Source organism: Streptomyces macrosporus, from assembly GCF_039533145.1.
Classification (GTDB): Bacteria; Actinomycetota; Actinomycetes; order Streptomycetales; family Streptomycetaceae; genus Streptomyces; species Streptomyces macrosporus.
Genome location: NZ_BAAASZ010000027.1, coordinates 184393 through 199817, shown reverse-complemented (window position 1 = coordinate 199817; position 15425 = coordinate 184393). Strand labels below are relative to the sequence as shown.

At 73.4% G+C, this 15425-nt stretch carries 15 protein-coding genes; 8 read left to right on the top strand and 7 right to left on the bottom strand.

Annotated features, from left to right (window positions below; all coding sequences use genetic code 11):
• Window positions 1–88: 88 nt before the first annotated feature.
• From ABD335_RS20030 to ABD335_RS20020, 3 genes are all read right to left on the bottom strand, one after another.
• Window positions 89–1657: an ABC transporter substrate-binding protein gene (locus tag ABD335_RS20030; protein ID WP_344325249.1), complete on the bottom strand. Its 1569-nt coding sequence runs from the start codon at window positions 1655–1657 to the stop codon at window positions 89–91.
• 168 nt (window positions 1658–1825) lie between these two features.
• Window positions 1826–3244: a metallophosphoesterase gene (locus tag ABD335_RS20025; protein ID WP_344325246.1), complete on the bottom strand. Its 1419-nt coding sequence runs from the start codon at window positions 3242–3244 to the stop codon at window positions 1826–1828.
• Window positions 3245–3480: 236 nt separating this feature from the next.
• The gene (locus ABD335_RS20020; protein WP_344325243.1) at window positions 3481–3732 is read right to left on the bottom strand and encodes an SCO4848 family membrane protein; all 252 of its coding nucleotides are present in this window, start codon (window positions 3730–3732) and stop codon (window positions 3481–3483) included.
• Window positions 3733–3903: 171 nt separating this feature from the next.
• Between ABD335_RS20020 and ABD335_RS20015 the strand changes: the two genes are divergently transcribed.
• The gene (locus ABD335_RS20015) at window positions 3904–5271 is read left to right on the top strand and encodes a D-alanyl-D-alanine carboxypeptidase family protein (RefSeq protein WP_486387929.1); all 1368 of its coding nucleotides are present in this window, start codon (window positions 3904–3906) and stop codon (window positions 5269–5271) included.
• 52 nt (window positions 5272–5323) lie between these two features.
• On the opposite strand, the gene ABD335_RS20010 is transcribed toward ABD335_RS20015, so the two are convergent.
• Complete coding sequence (locus tag ABD335_RS20010) at window positions 5324–5932, bottom strand: 2'-5' RNA ligase family protein (RefSeq protein WP_344325240.1); 609 nt, start codon at window positions 5930–5932, stop codon at window positions 5324–5326.
• Between the two features lie 56 nt (window positions 5933–5988).
• Window positions 5989–7002 carry a tryptophan--tRNA ligase gene (gene trpS, locus ABD335_RS20005; protein ID WP_344325237.1) on the bottom strand — a complete coding sequence of 338 codons (1014 nt, stop codon included), beginning with the start codon at window positions 7000–7002 and terminating at the stop codon, window positions 5989–5991.
• Between the two features lie 215 nt (window positions 7003–7217).
• Here trpS and rocD point away from each other — a divergent pair, with 215 nt between their 5' ends.
• A complete protein-coding gene (gene rocD, locus ABD335_RS20000; RefSeq protein ID WP_344325234.1) occupies window positions 7218–8444 on the top strand; it encodes an ornithine--oxo-acid transaminase in 1227 nt (408 codons plus the stop codon).
• Between the two features lie 61 nt (window positions 8445–8505).
• Here rocD and pdxR read toward each other — a convergent pair whose 3' ends face one another.
• Window positions 8506–9942: a MocR-like pyridoxine biosynthesis transcription factor PdxR gene (gene pdxR / locus ABD335_RS19995; RefSeq protein ID WP_344325231.1), complete on the bottom strand. Its 1437-nt coding sequence runs from the start codon at window positions 9940–9942 to the stop codon at window positions 8506–8508.
• Window positions 9943–9989: 47 nt separating this feature from the next.
• Between pdxR and ABD335_RS19990 the strand changes: the two genes are divergently transcribed.
• Both ABD335_RS19990 and ABD335_RS19985 read left to right on the top strand, forming a co-directional pair.
• Entirely contained in the window at window positions 9990–10481 is a 492-nt protein-coding gene (locus ABD335_RS19990) for a carboxymuconolactone decarboxylase family protein (protein WP_344325228.1), read from the top strand.
• 2 nt (window positions 10482–10483) lie between these two features.
• Window positions 10484–11218 carry an isocitrate lyase/PEP mutase family protein gene (locus ABD335_RS19985; protein ID WP_344325225.1) on the top strand — a complete coding sequence of 245 codons (735 nt, stop codon included), beginning with the start codon at window positions 10484–10486 and terminating at the stop codon, window positions 11216–11218.
• Window positions 11219–11258: 40 nt separating this feature from the next.
• Here the strand turns inward: ABD335_RS19985 and ABD335_RS19980 are convergent, their stop codons facing one another.
• Window positions 11259–11600: a winged helix-turn-helix transcriptional regulator gene (locus ABD335_RS19980; RefSeq protein ID WP_344325222.1), complete on the bottom strand. Its 342-nt coding sequence runs from the start codon at window positions 11598–11600 to the stop codon at window positions 11259–11261.
• A 152-nt stretch (window positions 11601–11752) separates the two neighbouring features.
• Between ABD335_RS19980 and ABD335_RS19975 the strand changes: the two genes are divergently transcribed.
• The 4 genes from ABD335_RS19975 to ABD335_RS19960 all read left to right on the top strand — a co-directional run bounded on the left by ABD335_RS19975 (window position 11753) and on the right by ABD335_RS19960 (window position 15390).
• Entirely contained in the window at window positions 11753–12667 is a 915-nt protein-coding gene (locus ABD335_RS19975) for an NAD(P)-dependent oxidoreductase (protein WP_344325219.1), read from the top strand.
• Window positions 12664–13437: an SDR family NAD(P)-dependent oxidoreductase gene (locus tag ABD335_RS19970; RefSeq protein ID WP_344325216.1), complete on the top strand. Its 774-nt coding sequence runs from the start codon at window positions 12664–12666 to the stop codon at window positions 13435–13437. The genes ABD335_RS19975 and ABD335_RS19970 overlap by 4 nt, the downstream gene beginning before the upstream one ends.
• Before the next feature lie 202 nt (window positions 13438–13639).
• The gene (locus ABD335_RS19965) at window positions 13640–14206 is read left to right on the top strand and encodes a toxin (RefSeq protein WP_344325214.1); all 567 of its coding nucleotides are present in this window, start codon (window positions 13640–13642) and stop codon (window positions 14204–14206) included.
• A complete protein-coding gene (locus ABD335_RS19960) occupies window positions 14203–15390 on the top strand; it encodes an MAB_1171c family putative transporter (protein ID WP_344325211.1) in 1188 nt (395 codons plus the stop codon). The genes ABD335_RS19965 and ABD335_RS19960 overlap by 4 nt, the downstream gene beginning before the upstream one ends.
• The last annotated feature ends 35 nt before the right edge of the window (window positions 15391–15425 follow it).

The following is a 15425-nucleotide window of genomic DNA, read 5'->3' as shown; positions in this document are numbered from 1 at the left end:
ATCTCCCCCGGGGCCGGGCCCTTTCCGTGCCGTCTCCGGGGCCGTCCGTCCGCCCCCGCGGCGGGAGCGGACGGACGGTCCCGGACGATCAGATGCGGTCCAGCTCCCACAGCCGCCAGACGCCGCTGTTGTCCGTCAGGTACTGCGCGCCGGCGATGTCGTCCGTGGTCAGCGCGTACGCCTTCCCCTGCCACAGCGGCAGCAGCGGCACGTCCACCGCCACGCGCCGGTGGATCTCCAGGAACTGCTCCAGCACCCCGCCCCGGTCGTAGCCGCGCCGGGTGGCGCGGATGAGCCGGTCGACCCGCCGGTCGCTGTACCCGGTGTGGTACACGCCGTCCGTGCCCACCAGCGGCGCGGTGTAGGCGTCGGCCTCGGGGTGGCTGCGGAACCGGTCGACGAGGTAGGCGTCGAGCGTGCCCTTCTCCATGCCCTTCCGGAAGGCGTCGTCCCCGTACTCCCGGATGGTGACCTCGAACAGGCCGGAGGACTCCAACTGGCTGCTCAGCGTCCCGGCCTCCTCGGCCCCCGCCGGCTGCTCCGTGGAGTAGGCGATCTCGAAGCGCACCGGCGTCTCGACGCCCGCCCGGCGCAGCAGTTCCGCCGCGCGCTCGGCGTCGGGCTCGCCGTAGCGCTGGTGGAAGGTGGCGGCGTGGCCGTTGACGCCCTGCGGGATCAGCGAGTACAGCGGCTCCACCGTGCGCTGGTGGACGTGGCGGGCCAGCGACGTGCGGTTCACCAGGGAGGCGACGGCCTGCCGGACCGCCCGGTCGGACACGGGCGAGGAGGGGCGGAGGTTGAACGCCAGCGAGCGCACCTCGTGTCCGGGCTGCTCGTGGAACCGGATGCCCGCGCTGCTCGGGCCGATCCCGGCCATCTCGGCGGACGGCATGTCGCCGACGTTGACGTCGATCTCCCGCTTCGCCCATGCCGTGGACAGGTCCTCGGGCTCCGCGTAGTAGCGGATCTCGACGTGGTGGGTGGGGAGCTTCTCCAGCAGCCCGACGTACTCCTCGTTGGGCACCAGCCGGACCGTGCTGCCGGGCTCGTACTCGTCGAGCACGTACGGGCCCGAGCCGATCGCCTCGTCGCCCCGGAGCAGTCTGTCGGCGGGGTACTTCTCGCTGTCCACGATCGATCCCGCGCCGCCGGCGATCTTGTACGGGAAGGCGGCGTCGGAGGTCTTCAGCCGGAACTCCACCACGCCGTCGTCGACCCGCACCTCCCGGAGGGTGTCGAACAGCTCCGCCGGCCCCCGGGGGTCGGCGATCTTCAGGATGCGGTCGAAGGAGTGCTTGACGTCCTCCGCGGTCAGCGCGCCGCCGTCGCTGAACCTCAGCCCCTCGCGCAGGGTGCAGCGGTAGACCGTGAGCTCGCTGTCCGCGAAACGGCACTGGTCCGCGGCGTCGGGCACCGGCTCGGCGTTGCCGGGGGTGAAGGTCATCAGCGACTGGTAGAGGTTGCCGAACAGCCGCCACGAGCCCGTGTCGTACGCACCGGCCGGGTCGAGCGAGGTGATCCCGTCGGTGGTGCCCACGGTGATCGTCCGCTCCTCGGGGCCAGGGCCCACCAGGCTCCAGCCGCCCACTCCGGCCGTGACGATCACCCCCATCGCCACCCCGAGCCAGACGGCTCTCCTGCCCCCGAACCTGCTCATGTGCGGTCGCCCCCTTTCTCACCGGGCCAGTGGCTCGATCATCGATCGCGCCCGGACCATAGAAAATCAGGAGGAAGCACCCAGACAGAAGAAGTTCCCGGGTAACAGTCGGATACCGGTTGGCGTGGGAGGTTTGAAACGGCTCGCGGTGTCCGTCCCGGCGTCCCGTCAGGCCTGCCGGGAGGCCAGCTCCACCACGGTGATGTCGGACTCCGCGCCCACCCGTACGGGCGGTCCCCAGGCCCCCGCGCCCCGGCTGACGAACAGCTGGGTGTCGCCGTAGCGCTCCAGGCCCGCGAGGGTGGGGTTGGCGGCCTGGGCGAGGTAGGTGGCCGGCCACATCTGGCCGCCGTGGGTGTGCCCGGAGAGCTGGAGGTCGACGCCGTGGTCCACGGCCTCGTGGATCTGGACGGGCTGGTGGGCCAGGAGGACCACCGCCCGGGAGGTGTCGCGGTCGCCCAGCGCCCGCTCGAAGTCCGGCCCCTGGCCCTCCTCCTCGCCGGCGATGTCGTTGACGCCGGCCAGGTCGAAGTGGCGCAGCTCGCGGCGGGCGTTCTCCAGCGGTTCCACGCCCAGGTCGCGGACGTGGTCGATCCACTCGCCGGCGTCGCCGAAGTACTCGTGGTTGCCGGTGACGAAGTACGAGCCGTCGCGCGAGCGGAGCCGGGAGAGCGGCTCGGCGTCCGGGCCGAGGTCGGCGACGCTGCCGTCCACCAGGTCGCCGACGATGGCGACCATGTCGGCGTTCGCCCGGTTGATGGTGTCCACGATCCGCTCGGTGTGGGAGCGGCCCAGGATCGGGCCGAGGTGGATGTCGCTGACCACGGCGATGCGGTAGCCGTGGGCGGCGCGGGGCAGCTTGGCCAGCGGCACGGTGACGCGCTTGAGCTTCGGACCCCTCAGCACGCCGTGGGTGCCGTATCCGACGGTGCCGGCCGCGGCCACGCCCGCGGCGACGGCCACGGTGCGTGCCACGAACAGCCGCCGTGACGGGCCGGTCGCCGGGGGGCGCCCGTCGCTTCCGGCGCCGTCGCCGCGTCCGCCGGTCCCGTCACCGGCCCCGCCGGCCCCGTCACCGGCCCCGCCGGCCCCGTCGTCGCCGTCGCGCACCGCGACCGCGGTGGGGGCGAGCCGCGCCGCGGTCGCCGTCCCGGCGCCGTCCGCCGCGGCGGAGGACGCCACGGTGTCGGCCGGGAGGGCGCGTGCCGCGCCGGCGGTCTCCCCGCCCGCGTCGGGAACCCGGTCGGGGGCCGCGCCGGCGGCGTCCCGCCGCTCCAGGAAGCGGCGCAGCAGCGGCCGGACGGCCTCGCCCACCAGCAGGGCCAGCAGCAGGTAGAGGAGCAGGGCGAGCCAGAGGTAGCCCGGCCAGGCGAGGACCCGCTCGGCCGCGAAGGGCAGCCCGGCGCGGTGGACGACCTGGGTGGCGACGGTGGTGAGCGGCAGCAGGACGATCAGGGCCGTGCCCAGGCGTCTGTACCAGGTGCCCGGCGCCGACACGTCGCGCACCAGGCGCCGCCACAGGTACCAGTGCGCGCCCACCAGCAGGCCGACCATCAGCAGCGCGACGGCCGCGTAGACCACGATCATTCCCGGTTTCACCCTCCCACCCGATGCCGCACCCGATTCTTCCTTGTCCGCGGGCCGGCACGGATGCCGGGTCGGCATTCGGAACAACGGAGTTCGCCGTCCGGGCGTGCCCGCATCCGCGCGGATCTTCGGCGCGGATCTTCGGCGCGGATCTTCGGCGCGGGTCCTGGCGCGGATCTTCGGCCGGGAGGACGCCGGGCGCCGTGGGCGGGACGTCGTCGGGCGGGACCGGAGGGTCAGCCGCTCGTCTCGCGCCCGCGCAACGCGCGCAGGCCGCGCAGGCCGATGACGCCGATCACCGTCCCCAGCACGAACGACGTGACGGCCAGCAGGAGGTGGATCCAGAAGTACGCGGTGGGGTCGCCCGCGTCGTCGAACGCCAGGCCGCTGCTGTCCTTCCACAGGTTCCTGACGAAGGTGGTCCACACGAACCAGCTCCACACCCCGAAGGCGACCAGGAACCACGAAACGGGACGAGAGAGTTTCACACCCCCCAGTATGTCCATCGGACCAAAGGAATCACCGGCAGGGGCGGTGGCTGCCACCGCGATGGTCCCCTCGGTGGTCCGTCCGCGGCTCCGTGCCGGTACGTTCGCTGCGTGTCGAATACCCATTCCGTGATCGCCCGCGCGCGCCGTGTGCGCAGCGCTCGCGGCCTCGTGGCCGCCACCACCGTCCTGCTCGTCCCGTGCCTGCTCGTCGGTGCCCCGGCCGGGGCCGCGGCGCGTGCCGTGAGCGATGAGCCCGGCGAGCCGAGACCGCCCGCCACCATGTCGACCGTGGGGGGTGAGCGCCTCGGCCTGCCCGGGGTCCAGATACAACCCCGGCCCGGTGCGGGCGCCCCCGAACTGCCGGACTCGCTCACCTCGCGATCGTGGATCGTGGCGGACGCCGAGACCGGCGAGGTGCTGGCGGCGAAGAACGCGCACTGGCCGCTCGCCCCGGCCAGCACCCTCAAGATGCTGTTCGCCGACACGCTGATCCCGAAGTTCGACGAGGACGAGACCCACACGGTCAGCCGTGAGGAGCTGGAGGCCGTCGGCCCCGGCAGCAGCCTGGTCGGCATCAAGGAGGGTCTCACCTACACCGTCCGCGACCTGTGGCTGGGCGTCTTCCTCCGCTCGGGCAACGACGCGGTGCACGTGCTGTCCGCCATGAACGACGGCGTGGACAAGACCGTGCGGGAGATGAACGAGCACGCCCGCGAGCTGGGCGCGACCGACACCCACGTCGTCAGCCCCGACGGCTACGACGCCGACGGGCAGGTCTCCTCCGCCTACGACCTGACCCTGATCGCCCGCTCCGGGATGCAGAAGCCGAAGTTCCGCGAGTACGCGGCGACCGTCCGGGCCCGGTTCCCCGGCGAGGTGAAGAAGGGCGAGGACGGCAAGAGGAAGCGGGAGACCTTCGAGATCCAGAACACCAACCGGCTGCTGACCGGCGACGTGGGCCTGGAACCCTACGACGGCATCGCCGGCGTCAAGAACGGCTACACCTCGAAGGCCGGCTCCACCTTCACCGGCGTCGCCCAGCGCGGCGACCGGGTGCTGCTGGTGACCGCCATGCACCCCGAGGAGGGGAGCGTGCGCGTCTACAAGGAGACCGCCGAACTCCTCGACTGGGGCTTCGAGGCCGCCGGCAAGGTCGAGCCCGTGGGCGAGCTGGTCCCGCCGGAGGGGGCGCAGGACGGGGAGGGCAAGAACACCGACGACAGGCCCGGCGACCCGGCGGACGCGGGGGCCCGGCCCGGCGGCCACACCGCGGCCGGCGCGCACGACTCCTCGGACGGCGCCGGTACGGCCCTGATGGTCGTGGCGGCGGCCCTGGCCGTGCTCGGCGCGGGCGCCTGGGGCGTGCACCGGCGCTGGCCGCTGCCGGCCCTCTCCGGCCTGGGACGCGGCACGCGGGACAGGGCCGTGCTCGGCAGCCCGGAGAACCCGGACCCGCTGGACCGCGCCGAGACCCCCGGCAAGAGGCCCGACACCCCCGGCGGAGCGACCGGCCCGGCGGCCGGCGGGGAGGGCTGAGCGGACTCTCCGACTTCCCGGACCGGCCCCCCGACCGACGCGCCGGAGCGCGTCAGAGCGAGGGGGCCGGAGGACGGGAGAAGGTCGGCTGCTGCGGCAGCGGCAGGGAAGAGGGCGACGAGGACGACGTCGCGGACGGGGCGCCGAAGGCGAACTCGCGCTGGAGGCGCCACACGCAGTCCTCGCCCTGCTCGTACAGCGCGAACCCGGTCGCCGTCCAGGCGGCCTCGAAGTCGGCCAGCTCGGCGTACGCCCGGTCCATCGCCTCCTCGGCGATGCCGTGGGCGACCGTGACGTGCGGGTGGTACGGGAACTGCAACTCGCGCGCCAGCGGCCCGTCCGCCGCGCGGACGCGCTCCTGGAGCCGTCCGCAGGCCGCCGAGCCCTCGACGACCTGCACGTAGACGACCGGCGACAGCGGACGGAAGGTGCCCGTGCCCGACAGCCGCATCGGGAACGACCGGCCGGCCGCGGCCACCCCGGCGAGGTGCTCCTCGATCTCGGGGCGGCGGGCGGCGTCCACCTCGGTCGGTGGCAGAAGGGTCACGTGGGTGGGGATGCCATGAGCCGCGGGGTCGCCGAAGCCCGCGCGCCGCTCCTGGAGCAGGCTGCCGTAGGGCTCCGGGACCGCGATCGATACGCCGAGCGTGACGGTCCCCACGTGGTTCTCCTTCCTCTTCCTCGTCTGTCTGTCCCCCAGGGTCGACGGTGTTCGGATCAGTGCTTGGCGGGCACGAAGCCCACCTTCTCGTACGCCAGGGCCAGCGTCTCCGCGGCGACCGCGCGGGCCTTCTCCGCGCCCTTGGCCAGAACCGAGTCCAACGTCTCCGGGTCCTCCAGGTATTCCTGGGTGCGCTCCCGGAAGGGGGCCACCCAGGCGGCGACGACCTCGGCGAGGTCCGTCTTGAGGGCACCGTAACCCTTGCCCGCGTACTGCTGCTCCAGTTCGGGGATGCCGGTACCGGTCAGAGTGGCGTAGATCACCAGCAGGTTGCTGACGCCGGGCTTGTTCTCCTCGTCGTAGCGGATCTCGGTGCCGGTGTCGGTGACCGCGCTCTTGATCTTCTTCGCGGACGCCTTCGGGTCGTCGAGCAGGCTGACCACGCCCTTGGGCGAGGCGGCCGACTTGCTCATCTTCACCGTCGGTTCCTGGAGGTCGTAGATCTTGGCGGTGTCCTTGAGGATGTACGCCGAGGGCACGGTGAAGGTGTGGCCGTAGCGGCTGTTGAAGCGCTCGGCGATGTCGCGGGTCAGCTCGATGTGCTGGCGCTGGTCCTCCCCGACCGGGACCTGGTCGGCCTGGTACAGCAGGATGTCCGCGACCTGGAGGATCGGGTAGGTGAACAGGCCGACCGACGTCCCCTCGGCGCCCTGACGGGCGCTCTTGTCCTTGAACTGCGTCATCCGCGACGCCTCGCCGAAGCCGGTGAGGCAGTTCATCACCCAGGCGAGCTGCGCGTGCTCGGGCACGTGGCTCTGGACGAACAGCGTGCAGCGGTCCGGGTCCAGCCCGGCGGCCAGGAGCTGGGCGGCGGCCAGCCGGGTGGCGTCGCGCAGGGCCTTCGGGTCCTGGGGGATCGTGATGGCGTGCAGGTCGACGACCGCGTAGAACGCGTCGTGCGTCTCCTGCAGTTCCACCCACTGACGGACGGCACCGAGGTAGTTGCCGAGGTGGAAGGAGCCCGCGGTGGGCTGGATGCCTGAGAAAACACGGGGACGGTCAGTGGCCATGGCGCCATTCTCGCAGAGCGCCCCGACAGCCCTCACCGGAGTATCGGCCGCTCCGCGCGGGCCTCCGGGGGCCTCGCGACGCGGGAACGACGACCGCCGAAGGGTTTCTTCGCGAAGCGGACGTACGACGATAGAGATAGGCATCACACGCGGCGACCGCCGCAGGATCGCCGGTGCACCCGTCCCACTCCGCCCACCCGAACCGGAGCGTTTCCATGGCCGTCTCAGCAGGATCGTCCGCGGAACTGATCGCCACCGCCGAAGCGCGCGGCGCGCACAACTACCACCCCCTGCCCGTCGTCGTCACCGCGGCCGAGGGGGCGTGGATGACCGACGTCGAGGGCAGGCGCTACCTCGATCTGCTCGCCGGCTACTCGGCGCTGAACTTCGGCCACGGCCACCCCCGGCTGGTCGAGGCCGCCCGGAGGCAGTTGGACCGGCTCACGCTCACCTCGCGCGCCTTCCACCACGACCGCTTCGCGGCCTTCTGCGCCGAGCTGGCCGACCTGTGCGGCATGGAGATGGTGCTGCCGATGAACACCGGCGCCGAGGCCGTGGAGACGGCGGTGAAGACGGCCCGCAAGTGGGGCTACCGGGTCAAGGGCGTGCCGGAGGGGCGGGCGAGGATCATCGTCGCCGAGAACAACTTCCACGGCCGCACCACCACCATCGTCAGCTTCTCCACCGACCCGGAGGCGCGCGCCGACTACGCGCCCTACACCCCGGGCTTCGAGATCGTCCCCTACGGCGACCTGGACGCGCTGGAGGCGGCGATCGACGAGGACCCCGAGAGCACCGTCGCCGTGCTGCTGGAGCCGATCCAGGGCGAGGCGGGCGTGCTGGTGCCGCCGCCGGGCTACCTGGCGGGCGTGCGCGCGCTGACCCGCGACCGGAACGTGCTGTTCGTCGCGGACGAGATCCAGTCGGGCCTGGGCCGCACCGGGAAGACCTTCGCGTGCGAGCACGAGGGCGTCGTTCCGGACGTGTACGTGCTGGGCAAGGCGCTCGGCGGCGGCATCGTGCCCGTCTCGGCGGTGGTCTCCTCGGCCGAGGTGCTGGGCGTCTTCCGGCCCGGCGAGCACGGTTCGACGTTCGGCGGCAACCCGCTGGCCTGCGCGGTGGCGCTGGAGGTCGTCGCGATGCTGCGGACCGGCGAGTTCCAGCAGCGGGCCGCGGAGCTGGGCGAGCACCTCCACCAGGAGTTGGGCCTGCTGGTGGGCGGCGGCGCGGTGGAGGCGGTGCGGGGACGCGGACTGTGGGCGGGCGTGGACGTCGCCCCGTCCCTGGGCACGGGCCGGCGGATCTCCGAGCTGCTGATGGAGCACGGCGTCCTGGTGAAGGACACCCACGGTTCGACCATCCGCATCGCCCCGCCGCTGGTGATCTCCAAGGAGGACCTGGACTGGGGCCTGGACCGGCTCCGCGCGGTCCTGGGCGCCTGAGGGCCCGGCGTGGGGCGCCCGGCCGCCGGGCGTCCCACGCCCCCGTCTCCCCCGCCCCGGTCTACGCCGCCGCCCGGCCGAGGGCGTCGCGCAGCACCCGGCACAGGGCGTCCACGGCCGCGGCGAAGGCGTGCTCCGGCGGGGCGCCGTAGCCGACGACGAGCCCGTCGGGGCCGGTGTCGGGGCTCTCCGGGTGCCGGAAGCGGGCGAGTCCCTCCACGGCCACCCCCGCCCGTCGCGCCGCCCGCAGCGTCTCCTCCTCCGTGCCCGGCGGCAGCTCCACCACGACGTGGAGCCCGGCCGCGATGCCGGTGACCCGGACCTCGGGGGCGCGCTCGGCGAGAGCGGCCACGAGGTGGTCGCGGCGGTGCCGGTAGCGGAGCCGCATGGCGCGCACGTGCCGGTCGTACGCGCCGGACTCGACGAAGTCGGCCAGCGTGAGCTGGTCCAGGGTGCCGCAGGTGTCCGCCGTCTCCCTCCGGGCGGCCCGCACCCCGTCCACCAGTTGGTCGGGCACCACCATCCAGGCCAGCCGCAGCCCCGGCGCGAGGCTCTTGCTGGCGGTGCCGAGGTAGACCACCCGCTCCGGGTCGAGGTCCTGGAGCGCGCCGACGGACCGGCGGTCGTAGCGGAACTCCCCGTCGTAGTCGTCCTCCAGCACCAGGCCGCCGACGGACCGCGCCCAGTCGACGACGGCCGCCCGCCGGTCCGGGTGGAGGGGGACGCCGGTCGGGAACTGGTGGGCGGGGGTGAGGAGGACGGTCCGCGCCCCGGTGCCGGGCAGGGCGGTCACGTCGGCGCCCCGGTCGTCCACCGGCAGCGGGACCGTCCGCGCTCCGGCGCGGGCGAGCAGGTCGCGGTGGACCCACAGGCCGCGGGACTCCACCGCCACCGTCCGGCCGACCAGTCCGCCCAGCAGCGTCAGGGCGCGGACGAAGCCCGCGCAGACCACGATCCGGTCCGGGGCGGCGCGCACGCCCCGCGCCCGGGCGAGGTAGTCGGCCAGCGCCCGGCGCAACTCCGGGCGTCCGTACGGGTCGTCGTAGTCGTAGCCGAAGGCGGCGCTGGGCGCGGCGGTCAGGGCGCGGCGGGCGGAGGTGAGCCAGGCGGACCGGGGGAAGGCGGAGACGTCCGGCCGTCCGGTGCGCAGGTCGTGACGGGGGCGCGCCGGCGTACGGGCGGGTTCGGACGGCGCCCGCCGCACGGCCGCGAGCCGGCGCGCGGTGGGTTCGGCGCGCTGCGCGACACGGGTGCCGGAGCCCTGGCGCGCGGTGAGCCACCCCTCGGCGACGAGTTCGGCGTAGGCGTCGGCCACGGTGTTGCGGGCGACGCCGAGGTCGGCGGCGAGCGAACGGGAGGAGGGCAGCCGGGTGCCGGGGGCCAGCCGTCCGGTGCGCACCGCCTCGCGCAGGGCACGTGTCAGCGACGCCCGCAGCCCGCCCGGACCGCCGAGGTCCAGGTGGAGGTCGCTGCCCGAAGTGGCCCAGGATTTCCGCATGGAAATGGACCATACCCATGAGCCGGCACCGCCCTAGGGTCATGGGTATGACGATGCGTCAAAGAGCCACGAACACCCACACCCCCCGCGTGAACGTCTGGAAGCTGGCCCCCGGCGTCTACGAGGGCATGTACGCCTTCCAGGAGGCCGCGGCCAAGGAACTCGACCCGGTCGTCGGCGAGTTGGTCAAGATCCGCGCCTCGCAGATCAACAAGTGCGCCTTCTGCCTGGACATGCACCTCACCGACGCCCGGAAGATGGGCGAGTCCCAGCTCCGGCTGGATCTGATCGCCGCCTGGGAGGAGACCCCGGGCCTGTTCACCGAGAGGGAGCGGGCGGCGCTCGCGCTCACCGAGGCGATCACGCTGCTCGCCGAGGACTCCGTGCCGGACGAGGTGTACGAGCGGGCGGCGGAGCACTTCGACGAGGCCGAACTGGCCCATCTGATCGCCCAGATCGTCGCCATCAACGCCTGGAACCGCTTCCAGGTGACCACCCGCGCGGTCCCCGCCTCGCTGAAGAACAACGACGGGGAGTGACCGTGCCCGCCCCCGACGCGGCGGAGGGGTTCCGGGCGCTCCACCACGGCCCGGAACCCCTGGTGCTGCCCAACGTCTGGGACGCGGCGAGCGCCCGCGCCTTCGCCGGCGCGGGCTTCCCCGCGCTCGCCACGTCCAGCAGCGCCGTGGCCGCCGTCCTGGGGTACGCCGACGGCGAGGCCACGCCGGCGGACGAGATGTTCGCGGCCGTCGCCCGGATCGCGCGGTCGGTGGACGTGCCGGTGACGGCCGACGTCGAGCGGGGCTACGGACTGGCCCCGAAGGAGATCGTCCGGCGGCTGCTGGACGCCGGGGCGGTCGGCTGCAACCTGGAGGACTCCGACCCGGCCGCGCGGGAGACGGTGGACCCGCGCCGGCAGGCGGAGTGGCTGGCCGAGGTGTGCGCCGAGGCGGACGGGAGGCTGCTGGTCAACGCCCGCGTCGACACGTACCTGCGGGGTGCGCCCGACCCCTTGGCGGCGGCCGTCGAGCGGGGGCGTCTGTACGCGGCGGCGGGCGCGGGCTGCCTCTACCCCATCTTCGCGCCGCCGGAGCACCTGGCCGTGCTCGCGGCGGAGACCGGTCTCCCGGTGAACGCCCTGTGCGTGCCCGGCACGTCCCCGACGCCCGCCGAGCTGGGCGCCCTGGGCGCCTCCCGCGTCACCTTCGGCGGCTCGCTCCACGCCCGCGCCTCCGCCGGGCTCACGGCGCTCGCCGCCGAACTGCGCACCGGCTGATCTCCGCTCGAAGACGCTCGAAGACGGCCGTCCGCGGGCCTCAGACCCCGCGGACGGCCCTGATGTGGTCCATGTGCTCCTCGCCCCAGTCGCCGAGCGGAAGCAGCGCCTTGTTGAGCGAGGCCCCCGTCTCGGTCAGGGAGTACTCGACCCTCGGCGGGACCTCCCGGTGGACCTCGCGGTGGACGATGCCGTCCGCCTCCAGCTCCCGCAGCTGCTGGATCAGCATCTTCTCGCTGATGCCCGACAGCGACCGCCTCAGTTCGCCGAACCGCCGCGCCCCCTCGTGCAGCTCCCACAGGATGAGCGGCTTCCACTTGCCGCCGACGACGGCCACGGCGGCGTCCAGTCCGCAGCTGAAGGGTCCTCGTTTCCCGCCCACGTCCCGCTCACTCCCTCTGTTCGGCCATTACTTACCTTTTGGTGAGTACTGCACTCAATAGTAGGTACTTGTCGCCTGTTCAGCGAGGGGCAAGGATCGGTGGTGCGCGGCGCGAACGGATTCCGACGAACCACCCGACAGGGGAGTGCACGATGAACACCACCGCCACGGACGGTGGCCGGACACCGGTGACGGTGATCGGCCTGGGGAGGATGGGGGCCGCGCTGGCCGGGGCGTTCCTGGCCGCCGGGCATCCGACCACCGTGTGGAACCGCTCGCCGGAGAAGGCCGGCCCGCTGGTGGAGCGGGGCGCCGTCCGGGCCGCCACGGTCGCCGACGCGGTGGCGGCGAGTCCCCTGGTGGTGGTGTGCGTCCTGGACTACGCCACCGTCCACCGCCTCCTCGGCCCCGCGGGCGGCGCCCTGGCCGGGCGGACGGTGGTCAACCTCACCAACGGCACCCCGAGGCAGGCCGGGGAGGTCGCCGAGCTGGTGGCCGGGCACGGTGCCGAGTACCTCGACGGCGGGATCATGGCCGTCCCCCCGCTCATCGGCACCCCCCACTCCCTGGTCCTCTACAGCGGCGCGCCCGACGTCTTCGAACGCCGGCGGCCGACGCTGGAGGTGCTGGGCACCGCCACCCACCTCGGCTCCGACCCGGGTCTCGCGCCGCTGTACGACCTGGCGCTGCTCACCGGCATGTACGGGATGTTCTCCGGCCTCCTCCACGCCACCGCCCTGGTCCGCGCGGCGGGCGTCGCGGCGCGGGACTTCGCGCCGATGCTCTCCTCCTGGGTGAAGACCATGACGGACGCCGCGCTGCCGGGGATCGCCGCGTACGCGGACACCGGGGACCACGGGGGCGAGGCCGGCTCCCCGCTCGCCATGCAGGCGGCGGCCTTCGCCAACTTCCTGGACACCGGCGAGGAGCTGGGCGTCCGCCCGGACCTGCTCCTCCCCCTGACGAGGCTCGTGGAACGCCGGGTCGCCGACGGCCACGGCGACGAGGACATCCACGGCGTCCTCGACCTGCTCGCCACCGAACCGAAGGAGAACCGGGCACCGTGAACGCCTACGCGAACCGAAAGGCCGTCGTCACCGGCGGCACCCACGGCATGGGACGCGCGATCGTGGACGCGCTGCTCGACGGCGGCGCCGAGGTGCTGCTGACCGGCCGCGACGAGGGGAACCTGGAGGCGGCGCGCGCCGAACTCCCGGACCGGGCCCACGTCGTGCGCTCCGACGTCACCGACCTCGCCGACGTCGACGCGCTCGCCGCCACCGTCGGCGAGAGGCTCGGCCGGATCGACTTCCTCTTCGTCAACGCCGGCTACTCCAGGCTGGAGCCGTACGACGCGGTGACGGAGGAGACCTACGACCGGACCTTCGCCGTCAACGCCAAGGGCGCGTTCTTCACCGCGCAGCGCCTGGCGCCGCTGGTCCGAGACGGCGGCTCGATCGTCTTCACCACCTCCGTCGCCAACAAGTCGGGCTTCCCCGGCATGACCGTCTACGCGGGCGCCAAGGCCGCGGTCTGGGCGTTCGCCCAGGGCCTGGCCGCCGAGCTGCTGCCCCGGGGCATCCGCGTGAACGCCGTCAGTCCCGGCTTCGTCCGCACCCCCACCATGGGCGTGTACGGCGTCACGGCCGAGGAGCGGGCCGCGTTCGAGAAGGAGGGCGCCGAGGCCACGCCCATGGGCCGCATCGGCTCCCCCGCGGAAGTGGCGCGGGCCGCGCTGTTCCTGGCCGCCGACGCCACCTTCACCACGGGCGTCGAACTCCCGGTGGACGGCGGCATCAACCAGAACATCACCGCCCCCCACCCCGCCCGGGCCTGACCCGCGTCGGGAACGGCGACCGGGGTGTCCCCGAGTCGACGTGCCGCCGGCTTCCCTGATTCTCGGTGAGGACTTGCGCACGGACCGTCAGTTGGCGACGATCGCCGGGAGGCGCCGCGCCCGCGGCCGGAGCGCCGTGTGACGCCCCGTCCCCGCGGGACGCCGGCGGCACCGCCGACCTGAAGCCGGAAAGGACATGCTGGTGGCAGCGACTCGTCCGCGCACACCCGGTCGCCGTGCCCGGTTCCGGGAGCTCCAACGCACCTGCGAAAGACTCGTCACCGAGGCCGGCATCACCTCCGGCTCCGGCGGCGTCACGGCCATGTGCGACCAGGTCAGCCGCCGGCGCGGCCGTGACATCCGTCTCACTCCGATGGTGCTGGAGGAGCCGATGCTCCACGGACTGTGGATCGCCCTGGACGACACGGACGTGATCGTCTACCGGGAGGACACCAGCAGGTCCCACCAGGAGCACATCATCGCGCACGAGCTCTCCCACATCATCTGCGGGCACGGCTCCGGCGGGGTCTCCGGACCGCCCGTCCTGGCGCGCCTGTTACCGGACCTCGTCCCGGGCGTCACCCCGGACCTCGTCCGCAGGACCCTCCGGCGGTCCGCCTACCGCGACCGGGAGGAGCAGGAGGCCGAGACGATGGCCTCGCTCATCCTGGCGCGCGCCCACCGGGAGACCGCCGAGGGCCCCGCCGCCCTGGCCCCCGAGGACGCCACCGTCATGGCCCGCGTGGAAAGCGTCATCGGTCGCGGATGATCTACGACGTCCTCGCGCACATCTGTGCCCTCGCCGGGCTCGCCGCGTTCTGCTACAGACTCCCGGAACTCCTCCAGCGCAGGACCGACCCGGCGCTCTGGGCGCTCGCGGTCTACTTCCTGTGCTCCGGCCTGAGCTTCCTCATCGACCTCAACTGGCTGCGGGACCACGTCTCCGGCTTCTTCGGCTATCCGAACCTCACCACGATCATGACGCAGGCCGCGGTGGTCGTGCTGACGGCGGCCCAGCAGGTCGTGCTGGTCCACTGGTCCCACCCGCCCGAGCAGGCCCGGCTCCGGGCGAAACGGCGCGTCCTGGCGTTCTCCGTCGCGCTCGTGGCCCTCGTCGCCCTGTTCTTCATCGTGGAGCCCTACCGGCAGTCCCCCTCCGCGGAGGGCACCCTGCTGCGCAACATGCGCGACGTCGACTACGCCGGCTACCTGCTCTTCTACATCACCATCTGCGCGGTGGGGCAGGTCGGGGCGGTACGGCTGTCCTACCGCTACGCGCGCATCGCCCGCCGCACCTGGCTGCGCACGGGCATGTGGACGGTCACCGCGGGCGCGTCGTTCATCCTGCTCTACTGCGCCATCCGCTACACCCAGACGATCGGCACCCAGCTCGGCTTCGACATGAGCTCCTGGGAACCGGCGTACTGGCTGGCCGGCGACATCGGGTCGCTCCTGCAACTGTTCGGCTGGACCGTCCCCTCCTGGGGTCCGGCCGTCTCCGCCTGGGTGGCGAACTACCGGTCCTACCTGCGGCTGCGCCCCCTGTGGTGGGCCCTGTACGACGCGGTGCCGGCGATCGCGCTCGAACCGCCGCCGAGCAGGGCGCTGGACCGTCTCCCGCCGTCCGATCTGGAGTACCGGCTCTACCGGCGCGTCATCGAGATACTCGACGGCTACCACGCCCTGCGGCCGCACCTGGCCCACGCCGCGGCGCGGCACGGCCACCCGCCGGACCGGGCGCGGCACTCCCCCGCCGACGAGGCCCGCTTCCTGAAGGCGGCCCTCAGGGCGCGGGCCGAGGGATCCGCGGCGCCTCCGTCCCCCGCCGCGTCGGTCCCGCCCCCGTTCGCCGGACACCGAGACGACTTCGCGGAGGAAGTGGCATGGCTGACCGAGGTGGCGAGGTCCTTCGCCCGGATCTCCTCCTCCCGGATCACCGCGCGCGACGAGTGACGGGCTCCCACCGCACGGCACGGACCGGGGCCCCG